At 40.1% G+C, this 14529-nt stretch carries 15 protein-coding genes; 8 read left to right on the forward strand and 7 right to left on the reverse strand.

Translation table 11 applies throughout. From position 1 onward, the window contains the following. Positions 1 to 4: 4 nt before the first annotated feature. From M3P19_RS08685 to M3P19_RS08695, 3 genes are all read right to left on the reverse strand, one after another. Positions 5 to 1546 (reverse strand): SulP family inorganic anion transporter, encoded by a 1542-nt coding sequence (locus tag M3P19_RS08685; protein WP_249657273.1) that lies wholly within the window; start codon positions 1544 to 1546, stop codon positions 5 to 7. 80 nt (positions 1547 to 1626) lie between these two features. Then, positions 1627 to 2598 (reverse strand): phytanoyl-CoA dioxygenase family protein, encoded by a 972-nt coding sequence (locus M3P19_RS08690; protein ID WP_249657274.1) that lies wholly within the window; start codon positions 2596 to 2598, stop codon positions 1627 to 1629. Positions 2599 to 2772: 174 nt separating this feature from the next. Next, a complete protein-coding gene (locus tag M3P19_RS08695) occupies positions 2773 to 3696 on the reverse strand; it encodes a nicotinic acid mononucleotide adenyltransferase (RefSeq protein WP_249657275.1) in 924 nt (307 codons plus the stop codon). Positions 3697 to 3819: 123 nt separating this feature from the next. On the opposite strand from M3P19_RS08695, the gene M3P19_RS08700 reads away from it, so the two are divergent. After that, complete coding sequence (locus M3P19_RS08700) at positions 3820 to 4821, forward strand: NAD(P)H-dependent glycerol-3-phosphate dehydrogenase (RefSeq protein ID WP_249657276.1); 1002 nt, start codon at positions 3820 to 3822, stop codon at positions 4819 to 4821. Positions 4822 to 4830: 9 nt separating this feature from the next. Here M3P19_RS08700 and M3P19_RS08705 read toward each other — a convergent pair whose 3' ends face one another. Both M3P19_RS08705 and M3P19_RS08710 read right to left on the reverse strand, forming a co-directional pair. Beyond that, complete coding sequence (locus M3P19_RS08705; protein WP_249657277.1) at positions 4831 to 6501, reverse strand: glycerol-3-phosphate dehydrogenase/oxidase; 1671 nt, start codon at positions 6499 to 6501, stop codon at positions 4831 to 4833. Positions 6502 to 6515: 14 nt separating this feature from the next. Then, complete coding sequence (locus tag M3P19_RS08710) at positions 6516 to 6872, reverse strand: hypothetical protein (protein ID WP_249657278.1); 357 nt, start codon at positions 6870 to 6872, stop codon at positions 6516 to 6518. Between the two features lie 59 nt (positions 6873 to 6931). On the opposite strand from M3P19_RS08710, the gene M3P19_RS08715 reads away from it, so the two are divergent. The 5 genes from M3P19_RS08715 (at position 6932) to amaB (ending at position 10811) form a co-directional block, all read left to right on the forward strand. Then, a complete protein-coding gene (locus M3P19_RS08715) occupies positions 6932 to 7471 on the forward strand; it encodes a CvpA family protein (RefSeq protein ID WP_249657279.1) in 540 nt (179 codons plus the stop codon). A gap of 189 nt (positions 7472 to 7660) precedes the next feature. Then, positions 7661 to 8179, forward strand: coding sequence for a CAP domain-containing protein (locus tag M3P19_RS08720; RefSeq protein ID WP_249657280.1), 519 nt, complete (start codon positions 7661 to 7663; stop codon positions 8177 to 8179). A gap of 103 nt (positions 8180 to 8282) precedes the next feature. Next, positions 8283 to 8822: a 3-hydroxyanthranilate 3,4-dioxygenase gene (locus M3P19_RS08725; RefSeq protein WP_249657281.1), complete on the forward strand. Its 540-nt coding sequence runs from the start codon at positions 8283 to 8285 to the stop codon at positions 8820 to 8822. Between the two features lie 2 nt (positions 8823 to 8824). Next, positions 8825 to 9196, forward strand: a complete 372-nt coding sequence (locus tag M3P19_RS08730) for a DUF1304 domain-containing protein (protein ID WP_249657282.1) — start codon at positions 8825 to 8827, stop codon at positions 9194 to 9196. Positions 9197 to 9257: 61 nt separating this feature from the next. Then, a complete protein-coding gene (amaB, locus tag M3P19_RS08735; RefSeq protein WP_249657283.1) occupies positions 9258 to 10811 on the forward strand; it encodes an L-piperidine-6-carboxylate dehydrogenase in 1554 nt (517 codons plus the stop codon). 53 nt (positions 10812 to 10864) lie between these two features. On the opposite strand, the gene M3P19_RS08740 is transcribed toward amaB, so the two are convergent. Then, positions 10865 to 11626, reverse strand: coding sequence for a hypothetical protein (locus M3P19_RS08740; RefSeq protein WP_249657284.1), 762 nt, complete (start codon positions 11624 to 11626; stop codon positions 10865 to 10867). A 496-nt stretch (positions 11627 to 12122) separates the two neighbouring features. On the opposite strand from M3P19_RS08740, the gene M3P19_RS08745 reads away from it, so the two are divergent. Further along, entirely contained in the window at positions 12123 to 12683 is a 561-nt protein-coding gene (locus M3P19_RS08745) for a hypothetical protein (protein ID WP_249657285.1), read from the forward strand. 1 nt (position 12684) lies between these two features. On the opposite strand, the gene M3P19_RS08750 is transcribed toward M3P19_RS08745, so the two are convergent. Next, positions 12685 to 13410: a metallophosphoesterase family protein gene (locus M3P19_RS08750; protein ID WP_249657286.1), complete on the reverse strand. Its 726-nt coding sequence runs from the start codon at positions 13408 to 13410 to the stop codon at positions 12685 to 12687. A gap of 150 nt (positions 13411 to 13560) precedes the next feature. On the opposite strand from M3P19_RS08750, the gene M3P19_RS08755 reads away from it, so the two are divergent. Then, positions 13561 to 14505, forward strand: a complete 945-nt coding sequence (locus M3P19_RS08755; RefSeq protein WP_249657287.1) for a carbohydrate kinase family protein — start codon at positions 13561 to 13563, stop codon at positions 14503 to 14505. Positions 14506 to 14529: the final 24 nt, after the last annotated feature.

The raw sequence follows: 14529 nt of genomic DNA on the forward strand, positions 1-14529 counted from the left end.
ACCTCTATTTATACGGCCATATTTTGTCTACCGCTACTTTGTAGGTTGGATCTTCCATCACATTTACCTCTATAATTTCGTCGGCATTTTGTAACAAACGTCTACAATCCTTACTGAGGTGCTTTAAATGCACTTTCTTGCCTAATTTTTTATAGCGTTCTGTAATCTTGCTTACTGCTTCTATGGCAGACATGTCCACCACACGGCTTTCCGCAAAGTCAATGACTACCTCATCAGGGTCATTCACCACATCGAACTTTTCAGCAAAAAGGGTAGTACTTCCAAAAAACAAAGGTCCATAAATTTCATAATGCTTCACCCCTTCCTCATCAGTGTGCTTTCTTGCACGAATTCGAATGGCATTATCCCAAGCAAATACCAAAGCTGAAATGATGACGCCTACCAAAACGGCCAGAGCCAGATTATGAAGGAACACGGTTACCAATGTAACCAAGATCATAACCAGGACATCGGATTTAGGCATACGTCTAAATGTTCGCAAACTTGCCCATTCAAAAGTACCAAGCGCCACCATGATCATCAGACCTGTAAGTGCAGCCATAGGTACTTTTTCAATCAAACTTGATCCAAACATGATGAATGCCAGAAGCATGATTGAAGCAACTATTCCCGATAACCGAGCTCGTGCTCCATTGGAGGTATTGATAAGGCTCTGCCCAATCATTGCACAACCTCCCATACCGGAAAATAGGCCAGAGAGTATATTGGCCGTACCCTGTGCAACAGCTTCCTTATTGCCTCTTCCTCTAGTTTCCGTAATCTCATCCACAATATTCAGGGTAAGCAAACTTTCAATCAAACCAACACCAGCAACAATGGCCGCATATGGAAATATGATTTGCAAGGTCTCAATTGTGTAAGGCAATTCTGGAATATGGAACGGTGGAAAAGTTCCCTCAATGGAGGCAATATCCCCAATGGTTCTAGTATCTATTCCAAAGAAAAATACAATACCAAAGACTAAGAGAATTGCAACCAACGAAGCTGGGACAACCTTACTTAACTTAGGCAGACCCCATATCACGAACATTGTTAACAACACCAATCCTAAAAAGATATAGAGCGTAGTTCCAGTCAACCAATTACCATCCATGGTTTTGAACTGATCTAATTGGGACATGAAAATGATAATTGCCAAACCATTGACAAATCCGAAAATGACAGGATGTGGCACCAATCGCATCAACTTTCCTAATCTTAGAAACCCTGCAGCCATTTGAAGTAGTCCCGCTAATACCACCGTGGCAAAGACATATTCCACCCCATATTGTTGTGCCAAGGATACAATTACAACCGCCACTGCTCCAGTTGCTCCTGAGATCATCCCCGGTCTGCCGCCTAATATTGAGGTTACCAAACCCATAACAAAAGCCGCATAAAGTCCCGTCAAAGGCGAAAGTCCTGCTATAAAGGCGAACGCAATTGCTTCTGGAACCAAGGCCAGAGCAACGGTTAAACCTGAAAGGACTTCGGTTCGGTAATTTACTTTTTGTGAAAAATCGAATAGATTGAGATACTTTTTCATGCTGTGGTTTGAAGCCGGCAAAAATACCAATATTCCATTAGTAGACCATAAGTATGTTCATTTTTAAGGATTTGGCAATTTTACCACCGCCTTAAGCCCAATAATTTTTCCCCCAATGGGCTTAATTTTGCAGTTTTATATTTATCCCTTTCCCAATTTCTTGGGTCTCCTGGAAATGCAAATCCCTCTGGAGCCAATCTATTTTTCCAGGAATTGATGCGCCATTCACGCAATGCCTTGTTATCTTCTTCGGCTGGCATCATCGAAATGTATTGCGCCACACGAACCTTGTCTTTGGATACATTGGGACGAATACCATGCGGCTCTGTACTATTGAATATCAACAAATCGCCAGCCTCCATTTTGACCTTTACGATTTTCTCTTCCAAACCATCTAGGTTAGGTTGAAATGGATCTCGATCTTCTGGCTGTGTCAGTTTCCATGTATCATAATTGCGATAAAGCCATGGAATACATTGAAAACCGCCCATGTTTTCATCGGTTTGGTCCGCCAATGCCAACACACCCTGCACATTTTGTGGTTTTGTTTCAGGATCATAATCCCAATGAATAAACCCTTTTTTTTGTTGGCCCGGTCGTAGCGGAATGTTCAAATTGGCACGGTCAATGGTCACCCACAGTTTTTCCGTACCCCAAACATCCACAAAGGCATCATATACTTTTTGCACCTGTCTATTATTCCATAAGTGCTGGTGATTATAGACTTCCACCATTCCCGTTCCTGTAAGTTCCTTCATTTTCATTTCCGCTCGGACCGGGGCGTACCATGTTGACGAATCATTGGGATCCTTTTCGTCAAATTCCCAAATAAATTCAGCAGTTGCTTTGACTTGCGCTTTGGATACCGCATTTTTAATTACGATATATCCGTTTTCCTTCCAAAATGTCCAATCATCCTCGGAAAGTACTCGAAGCGGTTTCCCATTGGATCGATCATTCAATTTTAATTTGCTGGTGGTAGCAGTCGAGGGATTACCTGGAATCTCCTTATGAGCCTTATTGGCCATTTCCATTTTCTGTTTCTCCTTCATAACCAAAAAGTTACGAAAAAATACAGTTGCCTATTTGCCTTACATAAAATCGATTAGTCACCTATAATAAATTATATAAAAAAAGAACCGCCCCAAGCGGAGAGCCTGAGGCGATTCTTAACTAAATAACCAACCAAAAAACTTGTTTATATTGTCTATAAGGATTTAGATTCCTTACATTTTTCTTTGCCTTTTCACGTTCATTATGGAATTTTTAACTTTTGAACGCTTTTTCACGGCACTTTTACCAGATTTTAAGTATTGAATGTATCCTCTTCCCTGAAACTCATAAATGGTTTCACTTGCCACATGGTACAATTCAATGGTACTATCATCAATAACGTAAAGTTCAAAATAGTCATTGCCCATGAAGTCATAATCCAGTGTTAAAGTTTTAAGTGATGGGTCATTGGGCACATCAAACACTTGATAATCTCCTTCATAATTCCATTGTAGGTTCACCAATGATGTGCCAGCACCGTCCACCGAAGACCTAAAGAAACTTCCGTCATTCCCTGAAAGGAAGGCCAAAAAGTTTTCGTCGTCAAAGTCGTTGACTGCCCCAACTTCACTGGTGTATACCTTTTCCCAAGCTTCATATTCCTGCAAAAAGTAATGTAGGTTATCATAAAATACTTGATCATAATCAAAGGTGTTTTGCTGATATCCCCTCATAATATAGGATGTGTTTGTATCGGCACTATATAATTCTATGGTGTTACCGTTCAACGCAATTACTTCCAATAACCAAACTCCATCCAAGTCATGGTCTATTTCCACTGCTCCAAAATGGGTCCCATAGCTCGCCACATCGATTCCCAATCCATTGCCGGTTTTCCCAATTCCAACTAGATTATTATTAGCAAGCAAAACCCCATGATCAAATGTTAGTGTAAAAGCCCGTTGAATAAAAGGTACTTCTCCATTTCCTTTGGTGGCATTTATATCCACGTACCACAAATCGAAGTCTTCTAGAGTCAAAGCCGTGTTCACAGGTGTAGGTTCAAAAAAATCATCTTCTATTATCACATCTGTATGGCAAGAAGTTGCCAACATGCTAATTCCCAATAATGCAAAAAGTAATTTTCCGTATCTCATAATCCGCAGGTTTTGATTCAATTGAAAAAGACCAAGCACCATGCCAAAAATCATAACTATTTGATTTTCAGTTTTTAATGTGTGATAAAAGATATTTTTTAGCTTTGCGATTAAATCTTTTGGATGGATACTAAACTTCGCTTTGGCGTAATTGGTGGAGGTAGCTGGGGTACTGCTATTGTAAAAATGTTGGTTGAAAATTTAGACCAAGTGTCTTGGTATATGCGAAATGAATCAGCTATAGATCATATCCGTTCCGAAAAGCACAACCCAAACTATTTAAGCTCTGTTGAGTTTGATGTTTCTAAATTAAGGCTGAGTAATAACATGAACACTGTTGTAGACCAATCCGATGTTCTTGTTTTTGCCATTCCGTCTGCCTTTTTAGAACCAGAATTGAAAAAATTATTCGCTTCGTTAAAGGATAAAATCATCTTTTCCGCCATAAAAGGGATTGTTCCGGAAAGCGGACTTATTGTTGGTGAACATTTCCATGACAATTACAATATCCCTTTTGAAAATATTGGAGTGATTACAGGTCCTTGCCATGCAGAGGAAGTAGCCTTGGAACGTTTGTCATACCTTACCATTGCGTGTGCGGATGGCAAAAAAGCGGAATTGTTGGCTGATGCGCTGCAAAGTCATTATATCCGAACCAAGATATCCGACGATATTATTGGCACAGAATACGCCGCCATGTTAAAGAACATTTATGCAATTGCCGCCGGGATTGCACATGGTCTGGGTTATGGCGATAATTTCCAAAGTGTGTTGATGAGCAACGCCATTCGCGAAATGAAGCGGTTTATAGACAAAGTCTACAAAATGAAACGGAATATCAACAATTCAGCTTACCTCGGAGATTTGTTGGTAACGGGGTATTCAACCTTCAGTAGAAATCGTATGTTCGGGAACATGATTGGTAAAGGTTATACGGTTAAAAGTGCCATGATGGAAATGAATATGGTAGCGGAGGGCTATTATGCCACAAAAAGCGCACATTTAATCAATCAAAATCGGATTAAAAAAACAAAAACCCCAATTATCAATGCAGTTTATGCTGTGTTATACGATAATAAGAATCCTAAAAAAGTTTTTCGCAAACTGACGGATAAAATGAATTGATACCCTTCCCTAAACTCTTCTGTCCAAGGAGAAATTGGAATGCGTATCCAGTTCGTTCAACAATTTCTCCTTGAATTGCTGTATCTCTTGTTTTGAATAACCAAACGTCTTCTGGAATTCATCCAAAACGGGTTGCATATATTCACGTACACTGTCAATATCGAAATACAACCGCCCTGTCCTCCTAATAAAGAAGTCCATTGGGGTGACTGACATCTCATGGGCAATTGAAAATTGAACCTCAGCACGAATCAACCTAACATAAGGATCCTTGATTCTTAAATTGGCATATGTAGCCAAAATCAAGTCAGTTTGGATGCCATAGGTGGTAACCAAATACCATGCGTCATATGCTGTAAATCCTTCAGTTTGCAAACGATTGCTTATCTCATCCATGTATTTTTTAACATGTTTGAACTTCTTGAAGGCACTGCCACAAAGCGGAAGTTTATCAGTAATACATTGTACTAGTTCCACCCCATGTTCATCTTCCATCCTTTGAGCAATCCTATTCACGGTTCGTTCTGCCATCTTGCGATATCCCGTTAGCTTACCGCCCGCTATGCTAATCAAACCCGTGTCAGAAGTGAAAATCTCATCCTTTCGGGAAAGTTCTGAAGCAGATTTCCCTTCTTCATGGATCAATGGGCGTAACCCTGCCCAAGAGGAGACTATGTCATCCATTTCTAAATGGATGTCCGGGAACATATTGTTCACCGCACTGATCAAATAAATGGCATCCGCCAAATCTGTCTGCACATTGTCTTTGTCCAAATTGAAATTGGTATCGGTGGTGCCCACGTAGGTCACCTTTCCACGTGGTATGGCAAAAATCATGCGGCCATCGGGTACATCAAAATAGACAGATTGCTTTACGGGCAATTTTTCCTTTGGAAATACCAAATGCACTCCTTTGGTCAAATGTAGCCGCTTTCCTTTTTTGGAATTATTGATACTTCGCAATTCATCTACCCAAGGTCCAGCTGCGCTTACTACATATTTAGCATTGATTTTGTATGTAGTATTATTTAGCTCATCATTGACCACTACACCCGATACCTTACCTTTTTTATACAGAAAATCAGTTACCCTGGCATAATTCAATGCCTCTGCGCCGTGCTTTATACTTGTCTTGATATTTTCAATGGTCAATCTTGCATCATCTGTTCTGTATTCCGCATAATACCCTGCGCCATTCAATATTTTTTTGGGAAGTAACGGTTCCAATTTCATTGCTGGTTTTTTTTCCAGCATTTGCCGTTTGTCATCACCAGAAACTTGGGCCAGAATGTCATATACTTTTAATCCAATGGAAGTGAGCCACTTTCCATAAGAACCGCCTTCAATAAGCGGTAGCAACATTTTTTCTGGAAGCACTAAATGAGGGGCCAGTTTATGTACGATAGCTCTTTCTGAACCTACTTCCTTGACCAACCAGAAATCAAATTGCTTTAAATAACGTAACCCACCATGAATCAATTTGGTGGATTTACTACTTGTTCCAGACGCAAAATCACCTTTCTCCAACAACAGTACCTTCAATCCTCGTGAAGCCGCATCCAAGGCAATTCCACCACCGGTGATACCGCCTCCAATGATTAAAAGGTCAAAGGATTGTTTTGCAATTGCATCAAAGTTTTTTGTTCGGTTAACATTGGTAAATTCCCGTAGCTCTTCCATAGCATATTTGCTTCCTATTCAATATAGTTTTTTTCTAAAAAATAATTGACCAATGCCTCTTTCATAAGTATGGATTGTTCGCCTGGTTTTAGGGGTGGCAATTGTTCCTTAACAGTATAGTGTGGCCAACCATCGTCATCAAAAAAATCAAACTCATAGTAGCCATAAGGTTCTAATAATCTGCAAATGGCAATATGCATTAAATTGACTTTTTCGTCCTTCTTGAAACTTCTATGCAAATTTCCCAATTCCTGAACACCAACCAGGTAAATGATTCCATCCAACGCCAAAGGGTCACCATCCGAAAATTGGTCGGATAATTTTAAAACCAAATCATCCCATCTTTCTTTTAAAATTTCGTCTCTTGCCATATTCGTTTAGCTCTTTCAAAGGTAGTCATCAATATCCTATATTTGTTAAAATTGAACAGATGAACTTTTTGGATATCGTTATTGGTGTGCTCTTGATTTGGGGCCTTTTCAAAGGATTGAAGAATGGACTATTTGTTGAAATTGCTTCTTTAATTGCATTGATAGCTGGAATCTATGGCGCTATCCACTTTTCCTACCTAACCGCTGACCATCTGTCCGAAAACATGGGTTGGGATGGCCAATACCTTAAGATATCCGCTTTTCTGATTACCTTTTTTGGTATTGTGATCTTGGTACATTTGGCAGGAAAGTTCCTAACCAAAATTGCTGATTTTGCCATGTTGGGATTGTTAAACAAAATAGCAGGCGGTTTGTTCGGGATGCTCAAAGTAGCCATAATAGTTGGAGCATTACTTATTTTCTTCGAGCGATTAAACTCCCCGTTTGAATTCATCAACGAAGACACAAAAAACGAATCCATCTTTTACAATCCAGTCAAGGAAATTGGAGCATTGGTATTTTCATTGGTGTTGGAGAAAGCACATGAGAATGAACCTGCGATTGAATCCGACCCAAACTCCCAAAATACGATTATATAAAAGGTGTAGTTTATCGGATAAACGGTAAGCCATTTCTTGACCTAAATCGCCCATTCCCTAGAAATTGAGCAACTTAACGGATAAATTCACCACACCATGGAAATTTCATGGTATCATAACCGGTGCATCCTAGTTTAGCTGCAAGAACACTTAGGGTCATAGAACAGCCCTAAATTACACCCCCGGAAAATGAAAAAGCTAAAATCCACCCTTTTGGCGTTGGTTGTATTGGCTACATTAACAATGTGCAGCAAGACTGAAGCCTTTGGAGACGAAAGTGCCATTAATAACCCTGTTTTAGAGAACGAAAAACTAACGGTTGACCCATCTTCAATTGAATCAGAGTTAATTGAATTGGTGAACGACCACAGAGCCTCTGTTGGAGCAAGTACTTTGGTCGTTAGCTCATCCTCTTATGTACATGCCAAGGATCATAACGATTATATGATTTCAAAAAATAAGCTAAGTCACGATAATTTTGAAGCACGTGCAAACAAAATCGCTACGGAAATAGATGCCATCCAAGTCAGTGAAAATGTAGCACGATTTTATACCTCAGCGGAAGGCACACTTGAGGGCTGGTTGGACAGTGATTCCCATAAAAATACCTTGGAAGGGGATTTTACGCATACAACCTTGAGTGTTCAATTGGACAAACAAGGGAGACCATATTTTACGCAAATCTTCATGAAGGTGGAAGCCCAATAAAACGTTTTACATAATTAAATTTGGACCCGGGCAATGCTCGGGTCTTTTTGTTATTCCCTATGTTTCCAGTAAGGAATTTTATACCTTTCAACAAATCTTGGAAATGGCAATACAAGCACCATTCAACCTAAATAAATGGATTGAGGAAAATAGGGATACCTTGAAGCCTCCTGTAGGGAATAGAAACCTTTACAAAGAAGCCGGTGATTATATTGTTATGATAGTTGCGGGACCAAATGCCCGAAAGGATTATCATTACAATGAAACCGAAGAGCTTTTTTATCAATTAGAGGGAAATATTGAGGTTCACATCCAAGAAGATGGGAAAAAGAAAACCATGAAATTGGGTGCCGGGGATATGTATTTGCATCCTGCCAAGATTCCCCATTCACCTGTAAGGCATGAGGGTTCAATTGGACTTGTGGTTGAGCGTAAACGCAATCATATGCAAGTAGATGATGGCCTTTTATGGTTTTGTGACAATTGCAATCACAAACTGTACGAAGCCTATTTTACACTACATGATATTGAAAAAGACTTTCTGGCACATTTCAAGCACTTTTATGGTTCAAAGACTTTAAGAACTTGTAATAATTGTGGGACCGTTATGCCAGTTGATGAACGATTTATTGCAAAAGATTAATTATGCTAATTCTCGCCAAAATCATAATCGCTATTGTTGCCCTGCTCCATCTTTATTTTTTATGGTTGGAAATGTTTGCATGGACCACAAGGGCCAAAAAAGTTTTCAGGAAATTCCCAGAGGAATTGTTTGAACCTACTAAAACGCTTGCAGCCAACCAAGGTTTGTATAACGGTTTTTTGGCTGCCGGATTAATTTGGTCACTCCTGATTCAAAATGCATTATGGCAAGGCTATGTCGCACTTTTTTTCCTTTGCTGTGTTGCTATTGCCGGAATCTATGGAGCGTGGACCGCTTCAAAGAAAATATTTACCGTTCAAGCACTACCGGCATTGCTAGGTATTTTGCTAATATTGCTCCACAAATTCCTGTAAACTTCCACAGGATTATTCGTAATTTTGAAAAATATAACAATTCACACATAAAAAGTTATAAATGTCAGAAACTGCAGTTGCATTTGGTATTGATGAGGCTCTAGAAAAATTAGGTCTCAACCAAATAAATGAAGGCACTTCCACTGGGTCCAACAACTTTAGTTCCGGTGAAGCCATTGCTTCCTATTCACCCGTAGATGGTGCATTAATTGGAAAAGTAAAAACCACCACTCAGGCGGATTACGAGAAGGTGATGACCACAGCCACCGAGGCTTTTACCGAGTGGCGCAAGGTGCCTGCTCCCCAAAGAGGAGAAATTGTTCGCCAATTTGGTGAAAAGCTAAGAGAGCTGAAAGAACCTCTTGGTAAATTGGTTTCCTATGAAATGGGCAAATCCTATCAAGAAGGTTTGGGTGAAGTACAGGAGATGATCGACATTTGCGATTTTGCCGTTGGACTTTCAAGACAACTTCACGGACTTACCATGCATTCTGAACGTCCTGGACATAGAATGTACGAGCAATACCACCCACTTGGCATCGTTGGAATCATTTCTGCGTTCAATTTTCCCGTTGCCGTTTGGGCATGGAATACTGCTTTGGCCTGGGTTTGTGGCGATGTTTGTGTTTGGAAGCCATCTGAAAAAACCCCAATGTGTGGCGTAGCTTGCCAGAACATCATTGCTGAGGTCTTGAAAGAAAATAATCTGCCAGAAGGAATTTCTTGTTTGATCAATGGAGATTACAAAGTTGGTGAAATGATGACCAATGATAATCGTGTTCCATTGGTTTCCGCAACTGGTTCTATCCGAATGGGGAAAATAGTTGCTCAAGCTGTAGCCGCTAGATTAGGAAAATCCCTTTTGGAATTAGGAGGAAACAATGCCATTATCGTGACTCCAGATGCGGATATAAAAATGACTGTGATCGGTGCAGTATTTGGCGCAGTAGGAACTGCTGGACAAAGATGTACTTCCACAAGACGATTGATCATCCATGATTCCATCTACGATCAAGTGAAAGATGCCATCACTGATGCCTATTCACAATTACGTATTGGCAATCCCTTGGATGAAAACAATCATGTTGGTCCATTGATTGATACAGATGCGGTAAGCATGTATGAAGCTGCATTGGTTAAAGCCCAAGAAGAAGGTGGGAAAGTATTGGTGCCCGGCGGCGTACTGGAAGGTGAGGGATATTCCAGTGGCTGTTATGTTAAACCAGCCATTGTTGAAGCGGAAAACAGCTTTCAAATAGTACAAGAAGAAACTTTTGCCCCTATACTTTATTTAATGAAGTATTCAGGATCTGTTGAAAATGCCATTGCACTTCAAAATGGTGTTGTTCAAGGTCTATCTTCTGCCATTATGACCAACAATCTTCGCGAAGCGGAACGTTTCCTTTCTGCTGCGGGGAGTGATTGTGGAATTGCCAATGTAAACATCGGTACTTCCGGTGCGGAAATTGGAGGCGCTTTTGGCGGTGAGAAGGAAACTGGTGGAGGACGTGAAAGTGGTTCCGATGCATGGAAAGTTTATATGCGTAGACAAACCAATACCATCAATTATACTACTGAGCTTCCTTTAGCCCAAGGAATAAAATTTGATTTATAGAACGAATGGAAAAGCCCGAGTAATCGGGCTTTTTTTATTTTCTTTTGCAACTGTTATTCAGGGGCTATTCGTTTGACTAGCTCATAAATAATGCTATACTGAAATCCTCCTTCCGGCATAATTTCGCCCATCTTGGATTGCGAGACAACCTCTTGGAAGTCTGCATCCATACCATCTGGATTGTATCGTAAATAATTCATCACATCTTTCATGGTGTCAAATCCATCCCAGGTAAGAGCAGAGAACCTTGCAGCAATTCCTCTTGGATAAACTACTGACATAATACCCCATGATTTCATTCCCAAATTACCATTGGTAATGTTCTTTTGATGCAAGGGTTTCCAAAGTGTTTTATTCTCTTCGATAAAAGCGCCCCTATTTTTGGGCATTGCATAATTTACGAGTGCATATTTGTAGTCACCTTGCACCATATCTTCCAATTGAAGCCAATAGTCAAAAGGTACCGTTGTAAACGAATTGGTCTCTACAAGCTTAGGCGAAACACCCATCAGCTTAACATTTTCACTAGTCCATACCTCAGAAGGGGCGGCTTTTTCAAAACTTTCATAAAGGTTTACAAATACATAATTGGGAGCGCCATCTTCGGTTACTCCAACTTTTCTCCAAAGTGACCATCCAGTCATTTTTCCTTGATCAATAGCTGCCTTTGCAACTTTGGCCCAATGGTTCGTTTCCTTATCCAGAAATTCAGCTTCACGATCCGCAGGTACTACTCTATATTGAAAATAGGCTACCTGGGCAAAAGAAGAAATCGAAATCAGTAAAGCAATCAATGTCATTAGTGTTGATCTCATAATATTTTGGTTTTGGTTAACCTTATAATATAATGATTATCAACCACTTATGCAATTTTTTAGATGACACCGAAAAACGCGTAGGAATACTCTTAAGTTCATTGGTGCAACAAAAAATCGCGACCCAATCTGGAACCGCGACTTTTAAACCAACTTAACTAACTCAAACTTAAATTAAACCCTATTTCAATGCCGGAACTTCGTCGGGAGAAATAGGGTTCCTTACCTAATATATGTTGCAAAATTCCCACATTTCAGCCTTAAAATTTTCTTAATTCGTATAGCTGGTAAAGAATTATGTATGATTTGCACTTTTTTGTGCTTGTTTATAGTACCGTCAGGTCACTGTTTTTATAATTTGTTTTCTAAACAGCTCAAATTCTAAGGTTTAAGTACAAACATTCTACCGGATTTTTAATAATTTGTAGAGAACATCTCTTGTTAAGAATACCTCAGCCAACTTAGGTAAAAACCTATTGCACTAAATACATTACCAATGGAACTAGAATATTTTGAAATTTGGGACTTGCTCATATTATTTTTATTGCTGTTGATTACTGGAATGATAGGGTATATCATGGGACGCAAACGAAAAACCAAATCAGAAGACAATGCTGTTCTTCAGGAATTAAAGGAAGAAAACATCCGATTGGCGGCGGAATTGGACAATATCCAATCCAAAACTTCCTCAGCAACCACGGCGAATTTGGATGCTGCCAAAACGGCATCAGATGCAATCTCAATTCCCAATGAAGATACTTTCAATCCGGAAGCAGCAAAATCGGCCTTTGGCAAACGAGTTAAGGAAAACGATTTGAAGATCGTGGAAGGTATAGGCCCAAAGATTGAAGGACTATTTCATAATCATGGCATAAAAACATGGAAAGCACTTTCTGAGGTTTCCACGGTAAAATGTCAAGAAGTGCTATCCTCTGGTGGTGATCGCTATCGCATACATGATCCCGCTTCTTGGCCCATGCAGGCAAAAATGGCTTATAAAGGTCAATGGAAAGAATTGGCCAAATGGCAGGACAAACACCTGTCAGGTAAATTCTGATTTAGTTTCTACCGCGCTCCCCAGGGTAAAATGTATGCACTGGGTCACTTTGCCAAAATGTTTTACTTGCTACATCCATTATTGTCAACGCTCCTTTGAATGCGGCGCCAGTATCTACATTCCAAACGTTAGCTCCATTTTTAGGTACGGCCTCATTCACTTTTGAAATTGGTGTATGACCAATAAAAACCTCCTTGTAATGCGTAAGCCGTTTCGGAAATTCAGGATGGTCCTTATTAAATTCAGGATTCAAAGCTCTTGCCAATTCCCATAAGGTACGATCCCAATAGAACAGTTGATCAAAATATTCAAATTCAACTCCCTTCAGATTGGTGTATCCAGCATGCAGATAAAGTCGATTGTCTTGATCAATGTAGTAATTTTTCAATTCAGCATAAAATTCCAAATGCCGATTCCATGTCTGGTCATCAGCCGCTAAATACGAATCGCGAGTGGCAGCACCACCATGGGCTAACCATTGTGGATTTTCCTTTTTGGATTGCATCCACTCCCTGCAGAGCTCGTCGTGATTTCCTCGAATAAAGGTGCATCGATGACGCTCCTTTAAGTGAATTAAAAAATCCACAGTCTCCACTGCAGTACTCCAGCCGTCTACATAATCCCCTAAAAAAATCAGATGGTCATCAGCCTTTACGCCAACCCTGTCCAATACTTGTTCTAAAGCCCTAACTCCAGAATGTATATCGCCAATTACTAGCGTTCGCATACATAGAATTTTGAGCAATGATACATAGAAAAAGTTCCAAATCTGGAAATTTTATGTAAAGTTTGGACGTAATCCTAGTTTACAAAAGCAATTGTATTTTTTGGAAACCCACCCATTTTCTATGTACTTTAGGATTTTGTATCGCATTCTATGAAAAAAGTCTTCTGTATCGGCGAGCTGCTCATTGATTTTGTTGCAGAAAACCAAGGGAACGATCTTACCAAAGCGAATATCTTCACCAAAAAAGCCGGAGGTGCGCCGGCCAATGTTGCTTGTGCAATCTCAAAGCTCGGTGGCAAAAGTGTTTTTATTGGCGCAGTAGGCCATGATCCATTTGGTAAATTCTTACTGGATACCATCAAAAAAGAGGGTGTTGATATTTCCTTGGCCCAAGAGGTGGATACTTTTACCACATTGGCATTTGTGTCCATAGCTGAAGATGGCGAACGTGATTTTGTCTTTAGTCGAGGTGCTGACCGAGAATTGGTGTACGATCCCACACTACGGAAAAATTTTCATGGGAACTTGCTTCATTTGGGTGCCGCAACGGCATTACTTGGTGGTGCACTGGAACAAGCCTACGGGAAGTATCTTTTTGACGGCTTGACCAAGGATATGTTTATCTGCTTTGATCCAAATTACCGCAGTGATCTTTGGAAAGACAAACAAGAACAATTCATTAAAAAATGCATGCCGTTTGTTGAAAAGTCACAACTGTGCAAATTCAGTTTGGAAGAGGCCCAGCTCCTATCAGGAAAGGAAAATATTTATGATGCCTGCGATATACTTCATGAAGTTGGGGCTAATATCATCACTATTACCCTAGGTAAGGAAGGTACACTGGTCAGCGTTCGTGAAAACAAAGCGATTGTACCTAGCATAAAAGTGAAACCTGTAGATACCACCGGAGCAGGAGATGCTTTTATTGGATGCTTACTCAAACAAATTGCCGATTTGGATAATTTCCATGAACTGGAAAATGAATTTGAGAACCTGCTAAAAATGGTGGCAACTGCCAACAAAGCTGGTGCGCTAACAACCACAAATTTTGGAGCAATTCCTTCGCTCCCGACCAAAAATGATCTGCTGGCCTAAATGAATCAAGCTGCACTCCATAAA

The sequence above is a fragment of the Flagellimonas spongiicola genome (genome assembly GCF_023502425.1).
Lineage (GTDB): Bacteria > Bacteroidota > Bacteroidia > Flavobacteriales > Flavobacteriaceae > Flagellimonas > Flagellimonas spongiicola.